Origin of the sequence: Pseudothioclava nitratireducens (assembly GCF_029210495.1) — a bacterium.
GTDB classification, from domain to species: Bacteria; Pseudomonadota; Alphaproteobacteria; order Rhodobacterales; family Rhodobacteraceae; genus Pseudothioclava; species Pseudothioclava nitratireducens.
The window spans coordinates 138,921-164,375 of sequence record NZ_JARGDK010000002.1 but is presented as its reverse complement, the minus strand read 5'-3'; the positions used below and the strand labels follow the sequence as shown (position 1 = coordinate 164,375).

At 65.9% G+C, this 25,455-nt stretch carries 24 protein-coding genes and 3 tRNA genes; 17 read left to right on the top strand and 10 right to left on the bottom strand.

The window, feature by feature from the left end:
* The first annotated feature begins 80 nt into the window (after positions 1-80).
* From P0X85_RS03000 to P0X85_RS02975, 6 genes are all read left to right on the top strand, one after another.
* Positions 81-1,763, top strand: coding sequence for an ABC transporter permease (locus P0X85_RS03000; RefSeq protein ID WP_275808216.1), 1,683 nt, complete (start codon positions 81-83; stop codon positions 1,761-1,763).
* A 48-nt stretch (positions 1,764-1,811) separates the two neighbouring features.
* A tRNA-Thr gene (locus P0X85_RS02995) sits at positions 1,812-1,887 on the top strand.
* Positions 1,888-1,921: 34 nt separating this feature from the next.
* Complete coding sequence (locus P0X85_RS02990) at positions 1,922-2,596, top strand: MotA/TolQ/ExbB proton channel family protein (protein WP_275808213.1); 675 nt, start codon at positions 1,922-1,924, stop codon at positions 2,594-2,596.
* Complete coding sequence (locus P0X85_RS02985) at positions 2,596-2,991, top strand: ExbD/TolR family protein (RefSeq protein ID WP_275808210.1); 396 nt, start codon at positions 2,596-2,598, stop codon at positions 2,989-2,991. Before P0X85_RS02990 ends, P0X85_RS02985 begins: the two co-directional genes overlap by 1 nt.
* A complete protein-coding gene (locus P0X85_RS02980; RefSeq protein ID WP_275808207.1) occupies positions 2,981-3,382 on the top strand; it encodes an ExbD/TolR family protein in 402 nt (133 codons plus the stop codon). Before P0X85_RS02985 ends, P0X85_RS02980 begins: the two co-directional genes overlap by 11 nt.
* Positions 3,379-4,200 carry a TonB family protein gene (locus P0X85_RS02975; RefSeq protein ID WP_275808203.1) on the top strand — a complete coding sequence of 274 codons (822 nt, stop codon included), beginning with the start codon at positions 3,379-3,381 and terminating at the stop codon, positions 4,198-4,200. The genes P0X85_RS02980 and P0X85_RS02975 overlap by 4 nt, the downstream gene beginning before the upstream one ends.
* Here P0X85_RS02975 and P0X85_RS02970 read toward each other — a convergent pair.
* From P0X85_RS02970 to P0X85_RS02960, 3 genes are read right to left on the bottom strand one after another with little or no spacing between them, the layout of a single operon-like run.
* Positions 4,197-5,408, bottom strand: coding sequence for an efflux RND transporter periplasmic adaptor subunit (locus P0X85_RS02970; RefSeq protein ID WP_275808200.1), 1,212 nt, complete (start codon positions 5,406-5,408; stop codon positions 4,197-4,199). The two genes, P0X85_RS02975 and P0X85_RS02970, sit on opposite strands and share 4 nt — an antisense overlap.
* Before the next feature lie 11 nt (positions 5,409-5,419).
* Positions 5,420-7,786 (bottom strand): ABC transporter permease, encoded by a 2,367-nt coding sequence (locus P0X85_RS02965; protein ID WP_275808197.1) that lies wholly within the window; start codon positions 7,784-7,786, stop codon positions 5,420-5,422.
* Positions 7,780-8,493, bottom strand: coding sequence for an ABC transporter ATP-binding protein (locus P0X85_RS02960; RefSeq protein WP_275808193.1), 714 nt, complete (start codon positions 8,491-8,493; stop codon positions 7,780-7,782). The genes P0X85_RS02965 and P0X85_RS02960 overlap by 7 nt, the downstream gene beginning before the upstream one ends.
* 144 nt (positions 8,494-8,637) lie before the next feature.
* On the opposite strand from P0X85_RS02960, the gene P0X85_RS02955 reads away from it, so the two are divergent.
* The gene (locus P0X85_RS02955) at positions 8,638-9,810 is read left to right on the top strand and encodes a M20 aminoacylase family protein (RefSeq protein WP_275808810.1); all 1,173 of its coding nucleotides are present in this window, start codon (positions 8,638-8,640) and stop codon (positions 9,808-9,810) included.
* Positions 9,811-9,841: 31 nt separating this feature from the next.
* On the opposite strand, the gene P0X85_RS02950 is transcribed toward P0X85_RS02955, so the two are convergent.
* The 3 genes from P0X85_RS02950 to moaA form a co-directional block, all read right to left on the bottom strand.
* On the bottom strand, positions 9,842-10,249 hold the full coding sequence (locus tag P0X85_RS02950) for a universal stress protein (protein ID WP_275808191.1): 408 nt from the start codon (positions 10,247-10,249) through the stop codon (positions 9,842-9,844).
* A gap of 66 nt (positions 10,250-10,315) precedes the next feature.
* On the bottom strand, positions 10,316-10,768 hold the full coding sequence (locus P0X85_RS02945; protein ID WP_275808187.1) for a hypothetical protein: 453 nt from the start codon (positions 10,766-10,768) through the stop codon (positions 10,316-10,318).
* A 3-nt stretch (positions 10,769-10,771) separates the two neighbouring features.
* On the bottom strand, positions 10,772-11,782 hold the full coding sequence (gene moaA, locus P0X85_RS02940) for a GTP 3',8-cyclase MoaA (RefSeq protein WP_275808184.1): 1,011 nt from the start codon (positions 11,780-11,782) through the stop codon (positions 10,772-10,774).
* A 139-nt stretch (positions 11,783-11,921) separates the two neighbouring features.
* On the opposite strand from moaA, the gene P0X85_RS02935 reads away from it, so the two are divergent.
* The 5 genes from P0X85_RS02935 (at position 11,922) to P0X85_RS02915 (ending at position 17,651) form a co-directional block, all read left to right on the top strand.
* Entirely contained in the window at positions 11,922-12,398 is a 477-nt protein-coding gene (locus P0X85_RS02935) for a D-galactarate dehydratase (protein WP_275808180.1), read from the top strand.
* A 19-nt stretch (positions 12,399-12,417) separates the two neighbouring features.
* On the top strand, positions 12,418-12,849 hold the full coding sequence (locus tag P0X85_RS02930) for a methyltransferase family protein (protein WP_420851771.1): 432 nt from the start codon (positions 12,418-12,420) through the stop codon (positions 12,847-12,849).
* Between the two features lie 300 nt (positions 12,850-13,149).
* A complete protein-coding gene (locus P0X85_RS02925) occupies positions 13,150-14,724 on the top strand; it encodes a Re/Si-specific NAD(P)(+) transhydrogenase subunit alpha (protein ID WP_275808177.1) in 1,575 nt (524 codons plus the stop codon).
* Between the two features lie 15 nt (positions 14,725-14,739).
* The gene (locus P0X85_RS02920) at positions 14,740-16,176 is read left to right on the top strand and encodes an NAD(P)(+) transhydrogenase (Re/Si-specific) subunit beta (protein WP_275808174.1); all 1,437 of its coding nucleotides are present in this window, start codon (positions 14,740-14,742) and stop codon (positions 16,174-16,176) included.
* A 182-nt stretch (positions 16,177-16,358) separates the two neighbouring features.
* The gene (locus tag P0X85_RS02915) at positions 16,359-17,651 is read left to right on the top strand and encodes a DUF3422 family protein (RefSeq protein WP_275808171.1); all 1,293 of its coding nucleotides are present in this window, start codon (positions 16,359-16,361) and stop codon (positions 17,649-17,651) included.
* 90 nt (positions 17,652-17,741) lie between these two features.
* Here the strand turns inward: P0X85_RS02915 and P0X85_RS02910 are convergent.
* Positions 17,742-17,818: transfer RNA gene (locus tag P0X85_RS02910), tRNA-Ile, on the bottom strand.
* A gap of 142 nt (positions 17,819-17,960) precedes the next feature.
* Here P0X85_RS02910 and purM point away from each other — a divergent pair.
* From purM to rnd, 3 genes are all read left to right on the top strand, one after another.
* Positions 17,961-19,007, top strand: coding sequence for a phosphoribosylformylglycinamidine cyclo-ligase (purM, locus tag P0X85_RS02905; RefSeq protein WP_275808168.1), 1,047 nt, complete (start codon positions 17,961-17,963; stop codon positions 19,005-19,007).
* Complete coding sequence (purN, locus tag P0X85_RS02900; RefSeq protein WP_275808165.1) at positions 19,004-19,597, top strand: phosphoribosylglycinamide formyltransferase; 594 nt, start codon at positions 19,004-19,006, stop codon at positions 19,595-19,597. The genes purM and purN overlap by 4 nt, the downstream gene beginning before the upstream one ends.
* Before the next feature lie 85 nt (positions 19,598-19,682).
* Positions 19,683-20,846, top strand: a complete 1,164-nt coding sequence (gene rnd, locus P0X85_RS02895; RefSeq protein ID WP_275808162.1) for a ribonuclease D — start codon at positions 19,683-19,685, stop codon at positions 20,844-20,846.
* 77 nt (positions 20,847-20,923) lie between these two features.
* On the opposite strand, the gene P0X85_RS02890 is transcribed toward rnd, so the two are convergent.
* On the bottom strand, positions 20,924-21,406 hold the full coding sequence (locus P0X85_RS02890) for a hypothetical protein (RefSeq protein ID WP_275808159.1): 483 nt from the start codon (positions 21,404-21,406) through the stop codon (positions 20,924-20,926).
* Positions 21,407-21,559: 153 nt separating this feature from the next.
* On the opposite strand from P0X85_RS02890, the gene P0X85_RS02885 reads away from it, so the two are divergent.
* Both P0X85_RS02885 and P0X85_RS02880 read left to right on the top strand, forming a co-directional pair.
* Entirely contained in the window at positions 21,560-21,988 is a 429-nt protein-coding gene (locus P0X85_RS02885) for a SufE family protein (protein WP_275808156.1), read from the top strand.
* Between the two features lie 126 nt (positions 21,989-22,114).
* Positions 22,115-23,209, top strand: a complete 1,095-nt coding sequence (locus P0X85_RS02880; protein ID WP_275808153.1) for a PQQ-dependent sugar dehydrogenase — start codon at positions 22,115-22,117, stop codon at positions 23,207-23,209.
* A gap of 38 nt (positions 23,210-23,247) precedes the next feature.
* Here the strand turns inward: P0X85_RS02880 and P0X85_RS02875 are convergent.
* Positions 23,248-23,321, bottom strand: a tRNA-Gly gene (locus tag P0X85_RS02875).
* 63 nt (positions 23,322-23,384) lie between these two features.
* Positions 23,385-25,403 carry an ASKHA domain-containing protein gene (locus P0X85_RS02870; RefSeq protein ID WP_275808149.1) on the bottom strand — a complete coding sequence of 673 codons (2,019 nt, stop codon included), beginning with the start codon at positions 25,401-25,403 and terminating at the stop codon, positions 23,385-23,387.
* Positions 25,404-25,455 lie beyond the last annotated feature (52 nt).

Genomic DNA, 25,455 nt, shown 5'->3' with positions numbered 1-25,455 from the left:
ACAGTATATGGGCTTTTCTGGACAGGCAAACCGCTTTCGGGTTAAGCGGGGTGGTGGAATCCGATAGGAAGAGTCAGGCAATGTCAAACCCGTCCAACAGCGCCGCCATCAGTGCCGGATCGACGGGTCTGCGCCAGTCGGGCAGCGGGCTTTGGTCGGCGGGAGCGGTGGTGATCGCGCTTCTGGTCGTTGCGCCGATTCTGGCGGTGATCTGGATTGCCCTCAACCCGACCGAGAATATCTGGCCGCATCTGATCTCGACGACGCTGCCGCGCTATCTGGGCAATACGGCGATTCTGGCGGGCGGGGTCGGGCTTTTGTCGGCGGCGATCGGGGCGGGCTCGGCGTGGCTGATCTCGATGTATCGCTTTCCGGGCTCGGCCTGGCTGGAATGGCTGCTGCTGTTGCCACTGGCGATTCCGGCTTATGTAGGCGCCTATGCGCTGGTGGATTTCCTCGATTATTCCGGCCCGGTTCAGGGCGCGATGCGCGAGGCCTTTGGCTGGACGACGGCGCGCGACTACTGGTTCCCGCAGGTGCGCTCGCGCTGGGCGGCGGTGATCGTGCTTTCGGCGTCGCTTTACCCCTATGTTTACTTGCTCTCGCGCGCGGCCTTCCGCGAGCAATCGGGCGGCAGTTTCGAGGTCGCGCGTGCGCTTGGTGCGGGGCCTTTCGGGCTGTTCTGGCGGGTGGGCCTGCCGCTGGCGCGCCCCGCCATCGCGGCGGGCGCGGCGATTGCGATGATGGAAACGGTCGCGGACTTCGGGGTGGTCGATTATTTCGGCGTCCAGACCCTGACCACGGGCATTTTCACGACTTGGCTGGAGGCGGGTAACGCCGGGGGTGCGGCGCAGATCGCGGTGGTGATCCTTGGGATCGTTTTTGCGTTGCTGGCGCTGGAAAAGATTTCGCGCCGCCATTCGCGCTATTACCAATCCGCCCGCCAGCCGCGCCCGATTGCACGGATGCCGATCAAGGGGGCCGCGGGTTGGATCGCCTTTGGTCTCTGCGCCGCGCCCTTTGCGATGGGCTTTGGCCTGCCGGTTTCGGTCATTACGCTCTATGCGTTGCAAAATCCCGAGGCGTGGTTTGGCCCCGGCCTGATCCGCGCGCTTTGGCACACGGTGACCGTGGGGGGGATCGCGGCGGTGCTGACGGTTCTGGCCTCGCTGTTCATGGTCTATGGGGTACGGATGACGGGGCGCAAGCTGCCCCGCGTGGTGCTGCCCTTCACGACCTTGGGTTATGCCGCGCCGGGGGCGGTGTTGGCGGTCGGCATCCTGATGCCGCTGGCCGCGCTCGATCACCGGCTGGCCGATACGGTGCTGGCGCTCACCGGCTATGATCCGGGCCTGTTGCTGACCGGATCGGCGCTGGCCATTGTGCTGGCCTATATCGTGCGCTTCTTTGCGATCGCGCAGGGCGCCGCCGACAGTGCCTTCGGGCGGATTTCACCCAGCCTGCCCATGGCTGCGCGCTCGCTGGGGCGTTCGGCGGGGGGGGCGCTGCGCGAGGTTTACCTGCCGCTGATGCGTGGTTCTGTCGGGTCCGCGCTGCTGCTGGTCTTTGTCGATTGCGTGAAAGAGCTGCCTGCCACGATGCTGCTGCGGCCCTTCAACTACGAGACGCTGGCGACGCGTGTGCATGAAAAGGCCAGCCTTGAGAATCTGGGTGATGCCGCCCCTGCCGCGCTTCTGGTGATGGCGGTGGGGCTGGTGGCGACCGGGGTTCTGGCGCGGGCAAATCTTGGCAAACGCCGGTAGCAGGGCGCTTGCACGCCGCCGCGCGGACCTGTATCTCGTCACCGGTGCGCCGGCGTAGCTCAGTTGGTAGAGCAGCTGATTTGTAATCAGAAGGTCGGGGGTTCAAGTCCCTCCGCCGGCACCAGCCCGAACGCAAACACGAATGGGGAGAGTTTGCGATGGAGACGCCGATTCTGGCCGAGCGGATGGGCAGCGCGCTGGCGCTGGGCGGTCCGGCAATGTGGGCCATCGCGGTGCTTTCGGTGCTGACGCTCGCTTTGATCTTGTGGAAACTGGCCGATCTTCTGGCGGCGGGCGCGTGGTCGGGCGGTGCGCATACGCGCGCGGCGATCGCGGCTTGGGGCAGGGGCGATCTTGCGACGGCCGAGGCCGAGTTGAGCGGGCGCAAATCCCTTCGCGCGCGGCTGGCACGGGCCGCGATGGGCGCCTTGCGCGATCCCGATCTCGATCGCAAGAGCGCCGAGGCCGAGACCGAACGTGTCGCGCGTGATCTTCTGGCGCGGGCGCGGGCGGGCTTGCGCGGGCTGGAACTTGCGGTGACCATCGGGCCGCTGCTGGGCCTTTTGGGAACTGTCATGGGCATGATCGGCGCCTTTCAGGCGCTGCAGGAGGCGGGTTCGCAGGCGGACCCCGCGACGCTTGCCGGTGGCATCTGGGAGGCGCTTTTGACTACGGCCGCCGGGATGGCCGTCGCGATCCCGGCGCAGATCGCGCTGTCGGGTTTTGAGGCGGTGGTGGACCGTCTGCGTCACGACATGGAAGACGCCGCGACGCGGATCTTCGCGCGTGTTCCCGACAGCCTTGCGGTGCCCCGGCGCGCCGCAGCCGAGTGATGTTCGCCTTTGGCGAGACCCGGGCGCGCCGTCGCCCCTCGCTCACGCCGATGATCGACGTGGTCTTTCTGCTTCTGGTGTTCTTCATGCTCGCCTCGCGCTTTGGCTCCGAGGTGGTGCTGGATTTGTCGCTCGGCGGTGGCGCAGGCGGCGCAGCGTGGCAGGGTGCGCCGCGCCTCGTCGATATTGGGCCGGATGAGCTGCGGCTCAATGGCGTGCCCGTCGCGCTGGACACGCTGCCCGAGGATTTGGGACCGCTCTTGCCCACCTCGGACGCGCCGGTGATCCTGCGCGCGCAGGGTGGCGATCTGCAACGCGTGATCGACGTGATGGAGGCGCTGCAAGGCGCGGGGATCACGCAGCTTGTGCTGGTGGAGGGCGGCGATGCGCTTTGATCCTGCCCCGCGCCGCGCGGTCTCCGAGAACCTTTTGCCGATGATCAACGTGGTGTTTCTGCTGCTGATCTTCTTCCTGATTGCCGCCAAGCTTGCGCCACCGGAGCCCTTTGAGCTCACCCCGCCAGAGGCGGCGGGTGCTCCTGTCGCAGAGCTGCCCGAGGGCGTGCTCTACCTCGCGCCGGGCGGTTTGGTCGGTTGGGGGGAAGCGCGGGGCGAGGCTGCTTGGGACGCCCTGGCTACAACGCGGGCTGGCTGTGCCACAGACTGCGACGCCGCCCTTGTCGTGCGTGCCGACGCGGGGCTTGCGGGCGCGGACCTCGCTGCTGCGATGGCCCGCTTGCGCCAGATTGGCGTGGACCGGATCAGCCTTGTGAGCCGCGCGCGATGAGCGGGCGGGGGCTTGGATATCTGGTGGCGGTGGGTATCGCCGGTGGGGCGCATCTTCTGGCCTTCGCGCTTTGGCCGCAGACGCCTGCGGGCGGGGCAGAGGCGGCGGGTGCCGAGGGGGCCGCGCTGGTCTCGCTCGCAGGGGCCTCGGCGCAAATGACCGAGCTGATCGCCGCGTGGGAGCGCCCGCCCGAGACCGCCGCAGCCCCGGAAATGGTGCAGCCGGAACCGGTCGAGGCCCCGCCTGTCGCGCAGGCGATGCCTGATCTTTCCGCGCGGCCAGATCTTCCTGCGCTTGCCCTGCCAGCGCCCTCCGCACCAGAGGCCCCGGCGATCCGGACCGCGCCGGTCACCCCCCCGAAACCCAAGCCCGCGCCGAAACCGGCCAAGGCGAAGCCTGCGCCGAAGGCGGAGAAACCGGCAGCCAAAGCGGCCCCCGCCGCGCCCGCGCAGGCGGCGAAAGGGTCGGGGGGCGGGGCAAGTGCCGGGCAATCCGGCGCAGCCAAGGCGGCCACGTTATCCAAGGGACAGGTCCAGTCGCTTCGCGCCGAATGGGGTGCGCGTATCCGTGCCCGGATCGAGCGCAAGAAGCGCTACCCGACCGGGGCAGGCGGTGCAAAGGGCCGCGTGACGGTGCAACTGAGCGTCGGGCGCGATGGCAGTTTGCGGGGACTCGGGATCGCGCAAAGCTCTGGCAATGCGGCGCTCGATCAGGCGGCCCTCGACGCGGTGAAGCGCGCGGGCACCTTTCCGGCGGCCCCCAAGGGGCTGAGCGATGCGAGCTACAGCTTCGCCCTGCCGATGAGTTTTTCCCGCTAGTTCAGCGTCTTTCGGTCGACAATGCGCGTGCCGTCTTCGATCTGGCTGCCCGGATATGTCACCACGAGATCGCCCGCCCCAAGCCCCGAAGCCACTTCGGCGCTCATGGCATTCATCTGGCCGATCTCGACCGGCGTCAGAACGGCGCGCCCCGCCTCGGCCCGGAACACCGCCCAGCTGTCGCCATCGCGGAACAGCGCTGATTGCGGGACGTGGAGCACGTCCTCTGCCTCCCAAGTGGTGATCTTGGCAAAAACCCGGAACCGGTCGCCAAGGCCGGGGCGGTTCTCGGGCGGGGTCACGATGTCGAGTTTGAGCCGCACGCGCTGTTCCTCGATGCCAAGCGCGGAGACATCGGTGAAGGCGGCCGGGTCGATCCGGCGGACGCGTGCTTCGAGCGGCGGCTCTCCGCCCCAGCGTTCGATCGAGGCACGCGCGCCGGGCTGGACCTTGACGGCATCCGAGGAAAGCAGATCGACTTCGATCTCAAGGTCATGCAGGTCGCCCAGCGTCATCAGCGCCGCCCCCGCCTGCACGAGCCGGGCGGATTCGTCCTCGATGGTCAGAACGGTCCCGGTCACGGGCGCCGTGATCCGGATGCAGCAATCGCCCGCAGGTTCTCCGGTCGGGGCTGTTGGCGTGAGCAACTGCGCCTGCGCCTTGGCCAGAGTGGCTTTGGCCAGATCAAGCTCGGAGCGCGCGGCGCGGGCGGTGGCTTCGGCGGTATCCAGCGCCTGCTGCGAGGTCTCGAGCGCGCGCGACGAGACGATCCCGCGTCCTGCAAGCTCGACATTGCGGGCATGTTCCGAGCGGGTGAAGGTCAGGGCGCTCTCGGAACGCGCAAGGTTCGCCTCGGCCAGTCGCACGGCAGCTTCGGCCTCGGTCACGGCGGCCTGCGCCGAGGCGCGGGCGCGGGCGTCGAGGAAGGCGGGCTCGGCGGGGCGGATTTCGGCCAGAACGGTCGTGCCGCGTGTGACCGCATCGCCGATATGGACCGGCGCGCGCAGCACGGTGCCCGCGATGGGCGCGGTCACCAGATAGGGATCGCGCACGCGGGTGATGCCTTCGGCCTCGACGGTGATCGCCATCGGTCCGCGCGTCAGTTCCTCGAGGTCGATGGCGACGGGTTCTGGCCAGAGCCCCCAGACGGCGAGTCCGCCCAGAACAGCGAGGCTCAGGCCAGCGGTGGCGAAACGTTTGATCTGCATCTTCGGTCCTTTCAGTCGCGCGCCTTGAGCGCCTGAACGATGTCGATATGGTCGAGGCGGCGGCGCACCAGAAGCGCTGCGCCAATGGCGGTGGCGAGTACGATCAGGCTTGCCTTGGTATAGGTCGCGCGGCTGACCACGAGGGGCAGTGACACGATATCGGTGGTGAAGGCCTGCGTCACGAGAGCCGCGAAACCATAGCCCGCGAGCCAGCCCAGCGGGATTGCGAGGAAGGTCAGGCCGATCAGCTCACCGATCAGCACATAGCCCACCTCGGAGCGGCGAAAGCCCAATACACGCAGCGAGGCCAGTTCATGCGCACGTTCCGAAAGCTGTATGCGCGCGGCGTTGTAGATGACGCCAAGGGTGATGAGCATACCGAGCGCCGCATAGATCACGGTGGAGATCGTCAGGTTCTCGTTGATGGTGGCTTCGAACTGGGTGCGGATGGCGGTCCAGACGGTGATGCCCGCGATCTGGGGTGTCGATTTTGCAGCTTCGAAGAGGGCAGGGTATTGTGCGGCATCGACGCGCAGGTGGATGCGGTTGACCTGCGGCGCGCGGCGCATCAGCGCGTAGAGCGCTGGCGCGGACATATAGGCTTCCTGGCCCACCGTCTGGCGGATCGTCGCGGAGAGAGGCAGGTCCCAGGTCTCGCGCGGCGGGGCCAGCGCCTCGACCCGCAGCATGTCGCCGGGGCTGAGGCCGAGCTTCGCGGCCAGCCCTTCGGGCAGAACGACCCCATGCGCGGGCATCGTCACCGGCTGGCTATCGGAGTCGATCAGGCGCGAAAGCGTGGCATCGGGTTTGTGCGCCGTGAGGGAGGTCAGTTCTTCCTTCGGCCCCGCGATGAGCCGCACGGGCAGCGAATAGGTGCCCTCGGCCATAAGGACGCCCGGCAGATGGGCGGCATCTTCAAGCACGGCCTCGGTCTGCGATTGCGACAGGATCAGTGTGACGTGCTGGCGGTTCGCACGGAAGAAAATCTCATCCACCATGAGCGCCATCGCGTCGAAGGTGAAATAGCTTGCGATCAGCACCGAGATCGAGGCGGCAACGCCGAAAAGCGTGATCGCCGCGCGTCCGGGCCAGCGGGTCACGCCCCGCAGGATCATCATTGTGGTTTGCCGTAGCCCGAGGGCCGCGCCGATCCGGTCGGTCATCCCGCGCCGGAAGCTGGGCGGTGCGGGGGGCGACATCGCCACTGCCGGGGGCAACCGCACCGAGGCGCCGACCGCGCGCCACGCGCCCGCGACGACGGTAAGCATCGCGAGCGCCGCCGAAAGCACGAAGGGCCAGGCCGAGGGCGCATAGATCAGCACCGGCAGGCGGAAGAAATCGGTGTAGAGCCGCGTCATCGCCCGGCCTAACTCGATCCCCGCGACCCAGCCGATGACAATCCCGATGGCCCCGATCCCGAGGCTCAGTTTCAGGTAGTGCCAGCCGATGGAGCGGGTGGTGTAGCCCACCGCCTTCAGAAGCCCGATCTGCTGGCGTTCAAGCGCGATCAGGCGCCCCAGCACCATGTTCACCAGAAAGGCCGAGACCGCGAGGAAGATCGGCGGAATAACCAGCGCCATCGCGCCCAACTGTTCCAGCTCGGATTGCAGGAAGGCGTGGCTGATCTGCCCGTCGCGCCCCGAAGCCCCCGCGCCGCCATAGGGGGCGAGCAGGTGGTCGAGCGCGTCGATCACTGCCTCTTCGCGCGCCCCCCGCGTGAGCGACAGCGAGATCGCGTTGAAGGCCCCGTCCATATCGGCCGCCGCAGCCAGCGCCTCTTGCCCCATCCAGATCACGCCGAAACGGCTGTCGTCCGGCATCATCGCGCCGGGGCCGATGGTGTAGATATGCTCGGGCGAGAGCAGGTGTCCGGTCACCGTGAGCGTCCGGCGCTGGCCCTCGATCACCGCGTCGAACCGGTCTCCGGGCATCAGGCCATGGGTCTCGGCGAAGGGGGCGTAAAGCGCGACCTCGCCGGCCTTGAGCGGCGAGGGCATCCGCCCGGCCCGCAAGAGCGGCGCGTTCAGCACGGGGGCTCCGGAGGCGGGCAGGGAGATCACCTGCGCCGAGACCGGCTCTGCCATTTTGGGCAGGTCGACGATTGCGGCGGACTCGATGCGCGGCGCGATGCGCGCGACGCCGGGGATCGCGGCAATCTCGGGCAGGAGTGTTTCAGGCGCGCGGGTCAGCGTCGCAAAGATATCTGCGAAGCGCTGATCTTCGTAGTAGCTCTGGCGCGACAGATCGAGCGAGGCGCGCGTGCCGTTGGCCAGCACCAGCACCATCACCCCGCAGGCCAGCACCATGGCAATCGCCAGCACCTGCGCCCACAGCCGCAGCAGGTCGCGCAAGAGCTTGCGGTCAAGCGCGGCTACCATGTGACCTCCGAGGGCGGGATCGGGGTTTCGTTGATCTCCTCGCGCGCGATCTGACCGTCGGCGAGGTAGATCACGCGGTGGGCGATTTTGCGGATACCAGCGTTGTGGGTGATGATGGCGGTCGCCGTGCCAAGGTCGCGGTTCACCTGTTGCAGCGCCTCAAGCACGGTGATGCCGGTCTGGCTGTCGAGCGCGCCGGTCGGCTCGTCGCAGAGCAGAAGTTCCGGGCGCTTGGCGATGGCGCGTGCGATGGCCACGCGCTGCTGCTCGCCGCCAGAAAGCTCCGCCGGGAAGTGGTCGAGCCGATGGCCAAGCCCGACGCGCTCGAGCGCCTCTTCGGGGCGCATCGGGTTTTCGGAAATCTCGGTCACCAGGGCAACGTTCTCGCGCGCGGTCAGGGCGGGCATCAGGTTGTAGAACTGAAAGACGAAGCCGACATGCTCGCGCCGGAACTGCGTGAGTTCCCGGTCCGAGGCGCGGGTGAGTTCCCGATCGCGGAAGAACACACGTCCGGTGCTGGGCAGATCGAGCGCGCCGAGGATGTTCAGAAGCGTCGATTTCCCCGAGCCCGACGCGCCCAGCAGCACGACCATCTCGCCCTCGTCGAGGCCCATCGTGACGCCGCGCAGCGCGTGCACTTCGACCGAGCCGGTGCGATAGACACGGGTCACGGCTTCGGTGCGCAGAACGGGCTTGGCTTGGGTCATCGGGGTCTCGATCCACAGGGTCGCGCCAAGTCTAGGCGCTTTGCGGCAAAACACCATGACATGCCGCAAATTCCTGCCGGGGCCGCCCTTGCGGGGGCAGGGCGGCTCGGGCAGGGTGGGGTCTTCGATGGAGAGCCGCCCAAGATGCCGATCAAGAACCGTTTCGCTCAGATGCTGCCCGAGATCACCGCATGGCGGCACGATTTCCACGCCAATCCCGAGCTTTTGTATGACGTGACCCGCACCGCTGGGATCGTCGCCGAGAAGCTGCGCGCATTTGGCTGCGATGAGGTTGTCGAAGGGATCGGGCGGACCGGGGTCGTCGGGGTGATCCACGGGCGTTCGGACGTATCCGGTCGGGTCGTCGCGCTGCGCGCCGATATGGACGCGCTGCCGATCGAGGAGGCGACGGAACTGCCCTATCGCTCGACCGTGCCCGGCAAGATGCATGCCTGCGGCCATGACGGGCATACCGCGATGCTTCTGGGCGCCGCGCAATACCTCGCCGAGACGCGGAATTTTGACGGGCGCGCGGTGCTGATCTTTCAGCCCGCCGAGGAGGGTGGTGGCGGCGGGCGCGAGATGGTGCGCGACGGCGTCATGGAGCGCTTCGGCGTGCAGGAGGTCTACGCGCTGCACAATATGCCGGGAATTCCGGTCGGTCAGTTCGGCATTCGGCCGGGTCCGATCATGGCTGCCGCCGATCAGTTCGATATCGTGATCGAGGGGCGGGGCGGGCATGCGGCGACCCCGCATGCGACGGTCGACCCGGTGCTGGTTTCGGCCCATGTCATCGTCGCGCTGCAATCCATCGTGTCGCGCAATGTCGATCCGCTGAAACAGGCGGTGGTCTCGGTTTGCGCTGTGAAAACCTCAAGCGAGGCGCATAACGTGATCCCGGCGCGGGTGCATCTGCGCGGCACGGCGCGGGCCATGGACCCCGAGATCCGTGCCTTTGTCGAAGCCCGGATCACCGAACTCGCGGAGGCGACCGCGCGCGCCTATGGCGCCCATGCCGAGGTGACCTATTTCCGGGGCTATCCGGTCACGATCAACGACGCGGAAGCGACCGTCCATGCCATCGCAGTTGCGGAAGCGGTGGTCGGCCCCGATCAGGTCATGCGCGATGTGGCGCCGATGATGGGGGCGGAGGATTTCAGCTATATGCTCAACGAGCGTCCGGGCGCGTATATTTTCCTTGGAAATGGCGACACCGCGATGCTGCATCACCCCGAATATGTCTTTGACGATCACGCGATCCCTTACGGCGCAAGCTGGCTTGCGGGGATGATCGAGGGGCGGATGCCCGCGCGCTGAAGGCGCGGGCCTCGCCTTTCCGGGCGGAGTCCTAGCGCATCACCATCACGGCGCAGGGCGCATGGCGCACCACGCGCGCGGCGGTCGAGCCGATCAGGTAATCGCCCAACCCCGGACGGTGCGAGGCGATGACGATGCAATCCGTCCCGGCTTCGCGCGCGTAATCGACGATCTCGTGATAGGGTTGTCCTTCGCGGACGACGGCCACACCATTCTCGAACTCGGCAGCCAGCTTTTCGAGCGTGGCCTGAATCGCGCGTTTGAGTTCCGCACCGTAGCCTTCGGGCATGTAGGAAATCGCAAAGCCGGGGACCTCATCCTTGACATGCATGATGGTGATCCGCGCACCGGGTGCTGCGAGCGCGCGGGCGACGTTGAGCGCGGCGTCGGGATTGTGGTCCTCGTCAAGGGCGAGGGGCACGAGAATATTGGAATACATGGGGGACTCTCCCTGTTGCTTCGCGCGCAGTCTTGCAGAGCCGGGTTTCCCGCGCCTTGACGCAAGTCAGATGCGGTGTCTCTTTTCGCGGGCCGCGGCTTCGATGCGCTCGAGAAAACGTACCATCGCCACATAGCCAAGACTGCCAAGCGCCCAGAGCAGCGGCGTCATCGGCATGTGCCAGAGCAAAGCGCCGAAAGCCTCGTCGGGCAGCAGCGGCAGGGCGCGCAGTTCGGCCAGCCGGGCCGCGGCATGGACGGCCAGCCAATACCAGCCCGCCACCTGCACGCCGAGCGTGACCACCCGGATCGGCCAGGGCCCGCGCAGCCAGCCCAGCACCGCCTGCGCGGCACACAACCCCGCCGCGGGCAGCGCCATTGCGATTATGGCGGACAGGATCTCATCTTTGTTCGCCCCAATCACCGTCAATGCGCAGACGAGTGTGACCAGCGCGATCGCCGTGGCATCCAGCCCCAGTGAGATCGGATTGAGCGGGTTGCCGCGTATCGTGCGCTTCATTGCTCAGCCGCCCGTGTGGCTCATGTGGCGTGACATCTGCCCGGCGACCTTCTGGCGCGAATAGTCGAAATCATGGCCCTTGGGCTTGCGCGAGATTGCCGCCCGAATGGCCTCGCGCAGGGGCTCATTGTTGTCCGGATGGGCGCGCAAGGGCGCGCGCAGATCGGCATTGTCCTCTTGGCCGAGACACATGAACAACTCGCCGGTGCAGGTCACCCGCACCCGGTTGCAGCTTTCGCAGAAATTATGGGTGAGCGGCGTGATGAAGCCGATCTTCTGGCCGGTCTCCTCAAGGCGGACATAGCGCGCCGGACCGCCGGTGCTTTCGTCGAGCTCGGTCAGGGTGAATCGTTCGCGCATCCGGGCGCGCACATCCGAGAGCGGCCAGTATTGGTCGAGGCGCATCTCCTCGCCCATTTCGCCCATCGGCATCACTTCGATGAAGGTCAGGTCATGGCCTTCGGCGCCGCACCACTCGATCAGCGGGAAAAGCTCGTCCTCGTTGAAGCCTTTGAGCGCGACCGCGTTGATCTTGACCCGCAGGCCCGCGCGTTTGGCGGCGGCGATCCCCTCGAGCACCTGATCGAGCCGTCCCCAGCGGGTGATGGCGGCGAATTTCTCGGGCACCAGCGTATCGAGCGAGACATTGATCCGGCGCATCCCGAGCGCGGCAAGGTCAGGTGCAAAGCGTGCGAGTTGCGAGCCGTTCGTGGTCAGCGTCAACTCACTCAGCGCGCCGCTGTCAAGATGCCGCGAGATGCCCTTGAAGAAGGTCATGATATCGCGCCGCACCAGCGGTTCGCCGCCGGTGATCCGCAGCTTGCGCACGCCCAGATCAATAAAGGCCGTGCAGAGCCGGTCGAGTTCCTCGAGCGTCAGCAATTCCTTCTTGGGCAGGAACTGCATGTGTTCGGCCATGCAATAGGTGCAGCGAAAATCGCAGCGATCGGTGACCGAGACCCGCAGGTAGGTGATCGGGCGGGCGAAAGGGTCGATGAGGGGCGCGCGTTCCATGCGCAGAACCTAGGGCTTGCGCTCGTGCGCGGCAAGGGGGCGTGCACCGCCTCGGGCGCGGCAAAAGGGGCCGGGATTGTGCGATTGCCGGGCAACGGGCCGCGCGCTAGGGTGAAGCGGTGCGTGACAGGAGGGTGCGATGGTGAGACTGGGCTTGAATGCGGCAGGATTTGTGGCGCTGATGGCGGTTGCGGGCTGCGCGCAGCTTGGCATCGGCAAGGCTCCGGACCCTGCGCCGGTGATTGCCGCGCCCGAGCCTGTTGCCGTCGCGCCGATCCCCAAGCCCGAAGCCAAGACCGCCGCCGCGCTCGACACGACCACGGCCGAGCAGCGCGCCGCCGCTGCCGTGAAGCCAGCCGCCAGTGCCGAGACCCGGCTCGGGACCACCATTGCGAGCCTTGGCGACCCGACCGATCCCGGCTTCTGGATCAAGACCCCGCTGGTCAATGCGCCCGCCAAGGGGCGGATCGAGGCGGCCAACGGCAAATCCGTGCAGGTCGATCTGATCCCGCTCGATGGCGATGCGGGCGCGGGATCGCAGGTGTCGCTCCCGGCGCTGCGTCTTTTGGACGTGCCGCTGACCGATCTGCCGGAACTGAGCGTGTTCCGGCTTTGAAGGCTGCATGATGAGAGAGGTGATCGACCTTCCCCCGGTCTGGCTTGCGCTCTTTGCGGCGCTGGTCTGGCTTGGCGCGCAACCGTTTCAGCTTGGCCTGCCTTACGGACCGGTCGCTGGTATCGGTCTGATCGTGGCGGGGTTGGTGCTGATGGGGCTTGCGGCGGGACAGATGGTGCTGGCGCGGACCTCGTTCATCCCGCGCCGCAACCCTGACGCACTGGTCACGGGGGGCGTCTTTGCCCTCTCGCGCAATCCGATCTATCTGGGTGATGCGCTGGTGCTTGCGGGGCTGGCGCTGCGGTGGGAGGCGCTGCACATGATCTGGCTGGTGCCGCTGTTCATGCTGTTCATCACCAAGCGGTTCATTCTGGGTGAGGAAGCGCGCATCGCGGCCCGTTTCGGCCCCGAATTCACCCGCTACACCGCGCGAACCCGTCGCTGGTTGTGATGCACAGGCTGCGACTGCCGCAACGTTTTTCTGCATGTGCAAAAAAATCGACCTGTGGCGCAGATCACACCGCCGTGATTTTTGCATTGTAACCAATTGTAACAGAAAAGAAAAAATACCGCATACCATGGTATATGACGGTATACATCGCTGCCGGGCGCGGGATGCGACCTTTTAACAAGGTTTTACGGGACCAAGGTGCTTGTGAAACTTTATTGCGCGATGCTATTGAAACCTTCGCCACATTAGGCCCCACGGGTGAATTCTGTCCGGGCGGGGCGTGACAAGGGGGAATGGAACGTGAAAATCGGCGCTCCTAAGGAGATTTTCGAGGGTGAAGCGCGTGTTGCGCTGACGCCCGACTCGGCTCTGCAACTGCAAAAGCTGGGCCATGAATGTTACGTGGAATCCGGGGCTGGCCTGCTGGCCGGGTTCGACGACGCCGCCTATGAAAAGGCCGGCGTGAAGGTCATCAAGACCGCGCCCGCACTCTTCAAAGAGGTGGATTTCGTCGTCAAGGTGCGCCCGCCGACCGAGACCGAGATCAAGCGTCTTGGCGCGGGCCAGACGTTGATTTCCTTCTTCTATCCGGGCCAGAACGAGGCCCTGCTGGAGAAGGCCAAGGCTTCGGGCGCGAATTTCATCGCCATGGACATGGTGCCGCGGATCTCGCGCGCGCAGAAGATGGATGCGCTCTCGTCGATGGCGAACATCGCGGGCTACCGTGCCGTCATCGAAGCGGGTAACAACTTTGGCCGCTTCTTCACCGGTCAGGTGACCGCTGCGGGCAAGGTGCCGCCGGCCAAGGTGCTGGTGGTCGGCGCAGGCGTCGCGGGTCTCGCGGCGATCGGCACCTCGACCTCGCTGGGCGCGATCACCTATGCGTTCGACGTGCGTCCCGAAGTGGCCGAGCAGATCGAATCGATGGGCGCCGAGTTCGTCTATCTCGACTTCAAGGAAGAGCTGACCGATGGCGCCGAGACCGGTGGCTACGCCAAGCCTTCGAGCCCGGAGTTCCGCGAAGCGCAGCTTGCCAAGTTCCGTGAGCTTGCCCCCGATATCGACATCGTCATCACCACCGCGCTGATCCCGGGCCGCGATGCGCCCGTGCTCTGGACCAAGGACATGGTCGAGATGATGAAGCCGGGCTCGGTGATCGTCGACCTCGCCGCCGAGCGCGGCGGCAACTGCGAACTGACCGTGCCGGAACAGAAGATCGTCACCGATAATGGCGTGACCATCGTCGGCTATACCGACTTCCCGTCGCGCATGGCCACGCAGTCCTCGAACCTGTATTCGAGCAACATCCGTCACATGATGTTCGACCTCACGCCGAACAAGGACGGCGTCGTCGAGCATAACATGGAAGACGACGTGATCCGCGGCGCGACCATCGCCTATGCGGGCGAGATCACCTTCCCGCCGCCGCCGCCCAAGATCAAGGCGATCGCGGCGCAGAAGCCCAAGGAAAAGGCCAAGGAACTCACCCCCGAAGAGCGCAAGGCGCAAGAGGCGGCGGCGTTTAAGGCACAGACCCGCAATCAGGTCACGCTGCTGGCCGTCGGCGCGGCGCTGCTGCTCGGCGTAGGCCTCGTGGCACCGGCCAGCTTCATGGCGCACTTCATCGTCTTCGTGCTGAGCTGCTTCGTCGGCTTCCAGGTCATCTGGAACGTGTCGCACTCGCTGCACACGCCGCTGATGGCTGTCACCAACGCGATCTCGTCGATCATCATTCTGGGCGCGCTGATGCAGATCGGTTCGGGCTCGTGGCTGGTGATCGTGCTGGCGGGCCTGTCGGTCTTCATGGCGGGGATCAACATTTTCGGTGGCTTCATGGTCACCCGGCGCATGCTCGCCATGTTCCAGAAGTCGTAAGAGGGAGAGGGTCCAATGGAATTCGGTTTCACCACTGCCGCCTATGTCGTGTCGGCTGTGCTGTTCATCCTCTCGCTCGGCGGCCTGTCGGGACAAGAGAGCGCGAAGCGCGCCGTTTGGTATGGCATCGTCGGCATGGCGCTTGCCGTGGCGGCGACGCTGGTTGGTCCGGGCTCGGGCCTGTGGCTCCTGTCGGTGATCCTCGTCGCGGCGGGGGGCATCATCGGCTGGTATGTGGCCAAGAAGGTCCAGATGACCGAGATGCCGCAGCTTGTGGCGGCGATGCACTCGCTCGTCGGTCTGGCGGCGGTCTTCGTGGGCTACAACGCCTATATCGAGATGGCCCGCGTGGGCGCCATGACCGAAGAGGCGCGCCATGCGCTGACCGGTTTCGCCGCGCTGATCGCGCATAAGACGCCGATCGAGCTGTCGATCCTGCGGGTCGAGCTGTTCCTCGGCGTGTTCATCGGGGCCGTGACCTTCACCGGTTCAGTCATTGCCTACGGCAAGCTGGCGGGCAAGGTCACTTCCGCGGCCAAGAAGCTGCCGGGCGGCCATGTCCTGAACGCTGGCGCGGCCCTTGGCTCGCTGCTCTTGCTGATCCTGTTCGTGAACGGGGCCGGGGCCTGGACGCTGATCGCCATGACGCTGCTGGCCTTCTTCATCGGGTACCACCTGATCATGGGTATCGGCGGCGCCGATATGCCGGTCGTGGTGTCGATGCTGAACAGCTATTCGGGCTGGGCCGCTGCGGCGATCGGCTTCTCGCTGGGCAATGACCTTCTGATCGTGGTCGGTGCGCTGGTCGGTTCGTCCGGTGCGATCCTGTCCTACATCATGTGTAAGGCCATGAACCGCTCGTTCATCTCGGTGATCCTCGGCGGCTTCGGCGGCGCTTCGGGTCCGGCGATGGAAGTCGAGGGCGAACAGATCGCCATCGACGCGCAGGGCGTGGCCGATGCGCTGAACGAGGCTGACAGCATCATCATCATTCCGGGCTACGGCATGGCCGTTGCGCAGGCGCAGAACGCGGTCTCGGAGCTGACCTCGATGCTGCGCGGGCGCGGCAAGAACGTGCGCTTCGCCATCCACCCGGTGGCGGGCCGTCTGCCGGGGCACATGAACGTGCTTCTGGCCGAGGCGAAAGTGCCCTACGACATCGTTCTGGAAATGGACGAGATCAACGAGGACTTCCCCGAAACGGACGTTGCCATCGTGATCGGGTCGAACGACATCGTGAACCCCGCCGCGCAGGACGATCCGAACAGCCCCATCGCCGGGATGCCGGTGCTGGAATGCTGGAAGGCCAAGCAGGTCTTCGTGTCCAAACGCGGTCAGGGCACGGGCTACTCGGGCATCGAGAACCCGCTGTTCTACAAGGACAATACCCGCATGTTCTACGGCGACGCCAAGAAGTCGCTCGAGGAACTGCTGCATCTCGTGCGCATGTAAGCCGCGCGGCATGTCTCGACACAGTGAAAGCCCCGCCCGAACCGGCGGGGCTTTTGCATGGCAGGGGCAGGGCGCGATTGTGCACCAAGGTATGCCGATAGTCCCCTGTTATCATTCGATTTTCCTGTTTACTTGCGGAGGTTTTCCGCTATCCAGACAGTTCATCCTGGTGAAGGCGACCGATGGCACCGATTGACGATCATCCGCAGCGCTACGCGCTGGTGAACGAGCTGCACGCGCGGCCCTATCCGCAGATCAGCGTGCCGGGCCATGCGGTCTACGTCGCCTTCAAAGAGCCGCGCGACGCGGCCAACAGGGACCGGCACCGCGACTTCACCCACCTGACCTCGCTGCTGACGCGCCACGGGGCGCCGAACCTGCCGCAGGAGGGGATCACCCATTACACAGGGCAGATCGGTCGGCATGCGCTCAAATGGGAAAGCCATACCGAATTCACGACATTTCTCGCCCATGCGCCGGGTGTGTCCTCGCGCCCCTATGATCCGGCGGAAACGGCAATCTTGCCGGCTGACTGGATCGAGGCGGCGCCCGGCGGGCGGATCGCGGCGATCCAGATCCGCATCGAGGAATTGCCCGAGGACCCGGAGGCTATCGCCCCGCAACTTGCCGATTGGTTCGTACCCGAGAGCCTCGTCTGTGCTTGGATCCTGGATGGGGCGGCGGTGATCGCGGGCGATTTCAGGATCGACCCGGCGGGGCAGATGCGGTTCGCGATCTTCGTTCAACCCGGCACCGGGCCGGGGCGGATCGGGCGCATCGTGCAGCGCATCTGCGAGATCGAGACCTACCGCGCGATGTCGATGCTTGGCCTGATGCGGGCGCGCTCGCTGATGAAGCGCCTCAACGAGTTGGAGCCGCAGCTCTCGGAACTGGTCGAGGCGATGGCCCATGCGCCGCTCGATCCCGAGGGGATGTTGAACGACCTTCTGACCATCTCGGGGGAGCTGGAGGCGCTGGCGGTCCAACACTCGTTCCGCTTTGGCGCGACCGGGGCCTATGAGGCGATCCTGCGCGAACGGGTTTCGGTCCTGCGCGAGAGCCGCTTCGAGGGGCGGCAGTTGCTCAAGGAATTCATGACGCGCCGCTACGATCCGGCGGTGCGGACGGTGCATTCGGCCGAAAGCCGGTTGAATGCGATGTTGGAACGCGCGACGCGGACGGCGGAACTTCTGCGGACACGGGTCGATGTCGACCGCTCTGCGCAGAACCAGAAGCTGCTCGAAAGCATGGATCGCCGCTCGGACCTGCAATTGCGGCTTCAGCACACGGTCGAGGGACTCTCGGTCGTGGCCATCAGCTATTATGCGGTGAGCCTTGTGGGGTATCTGATCTACCCGCTCGCCAAGCAGATCGGCGCGTCCAAGGAGCTGGTACTGGCGGGCGCGACGCCGCTGGTGATCCTCGGCGTCTGGCTGATGGTGCGGCGCATCCGCAAGGGGATGACCGGGCATTGACCGGTCGGGACACCAGGGGGCGCTGCCCCCTTCGGGCCGTTGGCCCTCACCCCCGGGATATTTCTGGCAGACTGACAACAGCCGCGTGGCTGGTAGGCCCGGCAGGACTTGAACCCGCAACCAAGGCGTTATGAGCGCCCTGCTCTAACCAATTGAGCTACAGGCCCACCTGACGCCACGCGTGCCGTTTCCATATCACGGGGCGCGGTGGCGTCAAGAATCCTGCGCGTGCAGCCCGGTTGGCGTTGCCCCGCGCGGCGTCCTGCGATAACGCTCTGCGCAAAGGAATCCTCAGCCCGGAGCAAGCCCATGAGCGAGAAGAAGAGCGGCCTGACCTATGCCGATGCCGGTGTCGATATCGATGCGGGCAATGCGCTGGTGGAGCGGATCAAGCCGGCGGCCAGGCGCACACAGCGCTCGGGCACGATGTCGGGGCTGGGCGGGTTTGGCGCGCTGTTCGATCTGAAGGCGGCGGGTTACAGCGATCCGATTCTCGTCGGCGCGACCGATGGCGTGGGCACCAAGCTGCGCATCGCGATCGACACGGGTGTGGTGGACACGATCGGCATCGACCTCGTGGCGATGTGCGTGAACGATCTGGTGTGCCAAGGTGCGGAGCCGCTGTTCTTCCTGGATTACTTTGCAACCGGCAAACTCGACGTGGATCAGGCGACCCGCATCATCGAAGGGATCGCCGAGGGCTGCGCGCAATCGGGCTGCGCGCTGATCGGGGGCGAGACCGCCGAGATGCCGGGTATGTATCACAAGGGCGATTTCGACCTCGCGGGCTTTGCGGTTGGCGCCATGGAGCGCGGGGCCGATCTTCCGGCGGGTGTTCAGGCGGGCGACGTGCTGCTCGGGCTCGGCTCGAACGGGGTCCATTCGAACGGCTACAGCTTTGTGCGCAAAGTGGTCGAGCTGTCGGGTCTGGGCTGGGATGCGGCCTCGCCCTTCTCGGAGGGCACGCTTGGCGAGGCGTTGCTTGCGCCGACGCGGCTTTATGTGACGCAATGCCTTGCCGCAGTGCGCGCGGGCGGCGTGCATGCGCTGGCCCACATAACCGGCGGCGGTCTGACCGAGAACCTGCCGCGCGTGCTCCCCGAGGGGCTGGGCGCGCAGATTGATCTTTCGTCCTGGGAGCTGCCGCCGGTCTTCCGCTGGCTGGCGGAGACCGCAGGGATGGAAGAGGCGGAACTGCTCAAGACCTTCAACTCGGGCATCGGCATGATCGTCGTGGTCGCGGCCGACCGCGCCGACGCCATCGCGGCCTTGCTGAGCGAGGCGGGCGAACGTGTGACCCGCATCGGCACCGTGACCGAGGGGCAGGGCGTCGCCTATGAGGGCAAGCTTCTGTGAGCCTCAAGCGCGTCGCGATCCTGATTTCCGGGGGCGGGTCGAACATGGTCCGCCTCGTCGAGGATATGCAGGCCGAAGGCTATGCCGAACCGGTTCTGGTCGCCTCGAACGATGCCGCCGCTGCGGGTCTTGAAAAGGCCGCACGGATGGGAGTTCCGACGGCGGCCATCGACCATCGTCCCTTTGGCAAGGATCGCGCCGCATTCGAGGCCGAGCTTCTGAAGCCGATCCTCGCAGCCGAGCCGGATGTGATCTGTCTGGCCGGTTTCATGCGGGTGCTGACACCTGATTTCGTCGGTCATTTCGCGGGGCGGATGCTCAATATCCACCCCTCGCTTCTACCTAAATATCCGGGCCTTCACACCCATGCCCGCGCCATCGAGGCGGGGGACCCCGAGGCGGGCTGTACTGTCCATGAGGTCACACCGATCCTTGATGACGGTCCGATCCTCGGGCAGGCGCGGGTGCCGGTGGAGCCGGGTGACACGCCCGAAACGCTTGCCGCGCGGGTGCTCGTGCAGGAGCACAGGCTGTACCCGGCGGTGCTGCGCCGCTTCGTGGCAGGCGATCGCACGCCCGTCATGCTCTGAGCGCCAGAAGGGTTTTCATTTCAGGCGCGCTCGCCTAAAGGAAATGTGACGGCGGGATGACCCCGCACCAGATGAAAGCGCGTGAATGCACACGATCACCACCACCGAAGCCCTTGCCGCGTTCTGTGAGAAGGCCAAGGCAGAGCCCTACGTCACCGTCGATACCGAGTTCCTCCGTGAGCGGACCTATTGGTCCAAGCTCTGCCTCGTGCAGATGGCGTTGCCCAACAAGGGCAAGCAAGAGGGGGAGGCGGTGCTGGTCGATCCGCTGGCCGATGGGATCTCGCTCGAACCGATCTACGATCTTTTCCGGCATACGAAGACGGTGAAGGTGTTCCACGCGGCGCGGCAGGATCTCGAGATTTTCTTCACCGAGGCGGGCGTGTTCCCCGATCCGCTCTTCGACACGCAGATCGCGGCGATGGTCTGCGGCTTCGGCGAGCAGGTGGGCTACGAGACGCTGGTCAAGAAGATCGCGCGCGAGAATCTCGACAAGACCTCGCGCTTTACCGACTGGTCGCGCCGCCCGCTGACCGATGCGCAGTTGAAATACGCGGTGGCGGATGTGACCCACCTGCGGGTGATCTACGAATTTCTGTCGGCGGAGCTGAAGAAATCGGGCCGTGAGGCTTGGGTCGAAGAGGAGGAGGCGATCCTCCTGAACCCCGAGACCTATATCACCCGCCCCGAGGATGCGTGGCAGCGGGTCAAGACGCGCACCAATTCGGGCCGCTTCATGGCCGTCGTGCGCGAGCTTGCGCGTTTCCGCGAAGGATATGCGCAAAACCGCAATATCCCGCGCTCGCGTATCTTCAAGGATGACGCGCTGCTCGAACTGGCTTCGACCAAGCCGCAAAGCCATGAGGAACTCTCGAAGTCGCGTCTGCTTCTGCGCGAGGCCCGCAAGGGTGAGATCGCGGACGGTATTTTGCAGGCGGTGAAAGAGGGGCTGGCGGTCAAGCCCGAGGATATGCCCCGCGTGCCTGACAATGGCGCACAGCTTCAGGTGAACACCGCTCTGGCCGATCTCTTGCGTGTGCTGCTCAAGGCGAAAAGCTCCGAGGCAGGGGTGGCGGCCAAGCTGATTGCGAGTTCTTCCGATCTGGACCGGATCGCTGCGGGCAAACGGGACGTTCCCGCGCTGACAGGCTGGCGCCTTGAGGTGTTTGGCCGGGACGCGCTGCGCCTCGCCCACGGCGAGGTTGCGTTGACAGCCTCGGGGGGCGCGGTGCGGGTGGTGGCGGTTTAAGAATGCCCCTCAAGCGCCCTTAATATCAAAGAAAACCCGCCACGACGGTGGGTTTTCTTTTGTCATCAGCTTTGGTTTCAGCGGCTGACCGAGCGGGCGTTTCCGGCGCCGGTTACGACGATTTTGCGCACCGATTGCAGGCGGGTCGTGTTGATATAGGCGGCGGCGGTGACTTCGCGCGATTGCGGGGTCGAGACGCGGGATGCGACCGGGGTGCCGGGTTGCGGCTCGGCGACGACGAACCGGTAGCTCATCACGCCGTCCACCGCGTAGCCGTCATTTTCAGCGACAAGTTCGGCATCCCACCAGCCCTGCGTCGGGGGCAGGCCAGCGGCGGAGACGATGGCCCCGCTCGTGGTCTGTTTCACCTCGAGGCGGGTGACCTGAGTGACCGGAACGCGGAAATCGCCAAGCGCCTCGGCATAGCCTTCGGTGGGTTCGAGCGTGGTCATCTCTTCGTCGCTGCCGAACCAGTTGAACGGGTTCAGCTTGCTGTCACGGAAGCCGCAGCCCGATACGGTCATCGAGAGGGCGAGCAGGGCGATAAGCGGCAGTCTCATGCGGTCCTCGGGTCCTTGGGGCGGTGCGCCTGACCCTTGCCTAGCCCATTGCGGGGCTTTTGAAAAGCCGCCTCGGGCGTGGCATGGGGTGCGGGCTCTGGACCGGAGCGCACGGGCGCGCTAGGCAGGGGAAAACTGCCAAAGGAGAGGCGCATGGCCACCGAAGCCTTCGAAGAGATTGCCGAGACCTTCGACTTCCTCGACGATTGGGAGGATCGCTACCGCCATGTGATCGAGATGGGCAAGGCGATGCCCGCGATGGACGAGGCGCTGAAAGTGCCCGCGACCAAGGTTGAGGGCTGTGCGAGCCAAGTCTGGCTGATGCCGCGGATCGAGGGCACCGGGCCGGGGGCGCGGTTCGATTTCGAGGGCGAGTCGGATGCGATGATCGTGCGCGGGCTGATCGCCATTCTGCATGCCCTCTATTCGGGGCTGAGCGTGTCCGAGGTCGGGCGCGTCGATGCCGTGGCCGAACTTGGGCGCCTTGGTCTTAACGAGCATCTCTCTTCACAGCGCTCGAACGGGCTGCGCGCGATGGTCGAGCGGATCCGCGTGCACGCGGCAGAGGCCGCAGCGGGCTGAGCGCGCTTTCTCGCCTTCAGCGCGGATGACCTGCGCGGGAGGCCTCCGGCGGGCGTATTTCCGGTTTGAAGAAAGCATGGACGCGCCAGCGCTGCGCCCTATCCTTGGGCGCAGGAGGTTGTGTTCATGCGGAAATCTTGGGTTTTGGCTTTGGGATTGGTGGTGCCGGGCTGCGCGGATGCGCAGGACCCGCAAAATGCGGGCGGGATCGCGCCAGAGCCGTTGAGTGCGGCGCCATTCAGATTAGAGCAGGTGGCGCAGTTCGACACGCCATGGGCGGTTGCAGCGCTGCCGGACGATGGGTTGCTGGTCAGCACCAAACCCGGAGAACTCTGGTTGGTTTCGTCAGGGACGGCCGAGCAGGTCGCGGGTGTGCCCGACGTGCAGTATTCCGGGCAGAACGGGTTCCTCGATATCGTCCCCGCGCCCGATTTCGCCCAAAGCGCGCAGGTCTATTTCACCTATGTCTCGCCCGGCAATGCGCTGGTTCTGGCGCGCGCGCGGCTAGGCGAAGGGCGGCTGGAAGGGACCGAGACGATCTGGTCCCAGACGCCGGGCGGTCGTGGGCAGCCGGGCGGCATCATCGCTTTTGGTGCGGACGGGATGCTCTACCTGACGGTGGGCGACCGGATGCAGCCCGACACCGCGCAGGACCCGGATAATCCGCGTGGCAAGGTGCTGCGGATGACACTGGACGGGGCGCCCGCACCGGGGAACCCTTGGGCCGATCAGGGCGGCGTGCGCGCGCTCAGCTACACGACGGGGCATCGCAATCCCTATGGGCTGGTCTTTGGCGCGGGCGGGGCGCTTTGGCTTCATGAGATGGGGCCGCGCGGTGGCGATGAGTTGAACCGCCTTGAGCCGGGCGAGAATTACGGCTGGCCCGAAGTCTCGAACGGGCGGCAATATTCTGGCCTTCCGATCCCTGATCACGACACACGGCCCGAATTCGCCGCGCCGACGCTCTGGTGGGACCCGGTGATTGCGCCATCGGGGATGATCGCGGTGTCGGGAGAGGCTTGGCCCGACTGGCGCGGGAGCCTGTTGATCGGCGGGCTGCGCGGCGAGGGGCTTGTACGTGTCTCGCCGGATGGGACGCAGCAACTCGACCGTTGGGATCTGGGGATGCGCGTGCGCGACGTGGCCGAGGATGAGGCGGGCGCGCTCTGGATCATCGAGGACTCGGAGGAGGGTGGTCTCTATCGGCTCATGCCGAAATGACCCGTTGAGGTCCGTTCGATTTCTATTCCGGGGAAGCTTGGAGCGGGTAGCGGGAATCGAACCCGCGCGTTCAGCTTGGGAAGCTGACAGGCTACCATTACATCATACCCGCATGGTGCTGCGCGCTAGGTATGTCATGCGCCCGCTGTCGTCAAGCGGGCGCATGCAGCGATTTTTATCCGCGTGTCCGCCGCCGCCGGGCGCCGCGGCCCTCGTCGCCGCCGGTGTTGAACGAAACATCCGGCAGAGTGACGATCTTGGAGAGTTCGGGGAACGGGTCGCTGGCATGGGGCATGGCGTTGGCGGCCACGAAATGCTCTTGGAAACGGGGCTCGATCGCGGTCTCGACCTTGTGGATGCGGCGCACCTGCGCCTCGATCGCACGGCGCGCCGCCACCGAACAAAGCGCCATGCGCGCGCCGGTGCCTGCGGCGTTGCCCGCGCTCGACACCTGCGAAAGCGGCGCGTCCGGGATCATGCCCAGCACCATCGCATGTTTGGCCGAGATATGCGCACCGAAGGCCCCGGCGAGGACCACGCGGTCCACCCGGTCCACGCCCATCTCGTCCATCAACAGACGCGCGCCTGCGTAGAGCGCCGATTTCGCAAGCTGAATGGCGCGGATATCGCCTTGGGTCACAGTGATGCGCGGGCCGTCCGGGCGGCCATCGTAGATCACATATTCATGCGTCCGCCCGGTTGCGACACAGCGCGGTGTCCCGACCTGTTCCGCCGAACCGATGAGGCCCGAGGCGTCCAGGATCCCGGCCATGCGCATCTCGGCCACCGCTTCGATGATGCCCGAGCCGCAAATCCCCGTGATCTGAGGCGTGCCGAAGTCCGGCTCGTCCGACCAATGCTCGTTGCCAATGATGCGGAAGCGCGGCTCGCGCGTTTCAGGGTTGATCTCGATGCGTTCGATGGCGCCCGGCGCCGCGCGCTGTCCCGAACTGATCTGCGCGCCCTCGAAGGCCGGGCCGGTCGGTGACGAACAGGCGAGGACCCGGGTCTTGTTGCCGAGCAGGATCTCGGCATTGGTGCCCACATCGACGATCAACGACAGGTCGTCGCGCGTCTCGGGCGACTCGGAGAGGGCCACCGCCGCCGCATCCGCGCCCACATGGCCCGCGATCAGCGGCAGAAGGTAGGTCATCGCGCCGGGGGCAATCGGCATCCCGAGCGTGCGTGCAGGCACCGTCACCGAGCCGGAATGCGCGAGCGCGAAGGGGGCTTGGCCGAGTTCCACCGGGTCGATGCCCAGCACCAGATGATGCATGACCGGATTACAGACGATCACCGTCTCGACGATCTCGTCGGCGCTCACGCCCGCCTCTTCGGCCAGCGCCTGCGTCAGATCGCCAAGCGCTGCGCGCACAGCCGCCGTCATTTCGACGTCACCGCCCTTGTTCATCATGGCGTAGGAAACGCGGCTCATCAGGTCTTCGCCAAAGCGGATCTGCGGGTTCATCAGGCCCGACGAGGCGAGCACGGCGCCTGCGCCAAGCTCGACAAGGTGCCCCGCGATGGTGGTCGATCCCAGATCAATCGCCAGCCCATAGACCGGGGTCTCGCGCAGACCGGGGAACAGGCCCACAAGACGCGGCGCCCCGCCATCTTGCCAAATCGCGCAGGTGACCTGCCATTTGCCTTTGCGCAGCACCGACTGAAGTTTCGACAGGACTTCAATATCGACCTGCAAGCCCTTGATCCCGAAAGCCTCTTCAAGTGCCGCCGCCAGTCGCTCGAAATCGCCCGTGGGCACATGCATATCGGGTTCGGCCACATCCACGAGACAGAGCCGCACCGCGGCGTCCATCTCCATCACCCGCTCGGAGGCGGATTTGCGGATCACCTGCTTGTGGACCTGGCTCTCGGGCGGCACGTCGAGCACGACATCGCCCTGAATGCAGGCCTGACAGCCCAGTCGCCGCCCGGGCTTGAGCCCGCGCACGCGGTCGTAGCGCTCCTCGACGGCGTTGAAGGCCGACAGCGCATCCTCCGCGACCTTCACCCCGTGTTTCGGGAAATCGCCATAGCCCGGCGTGATCTGGCATTTCGAACAAATGCCGCGCCCGCCGCAGACCGAATCGAGATCGACTCCAAGCTTGCGTGCGGCTTCAAGCACACTCGTGCCCTTTGCCACCCGACCGCGTTTGCCCGAAGGCGTGAAAATAACCAGCGCGTCCTCGACCATGTCGCTCTCCCGTTTCCTGCCCTCGTTCTAGGCCGAGCCGCGCGGAAGGCAA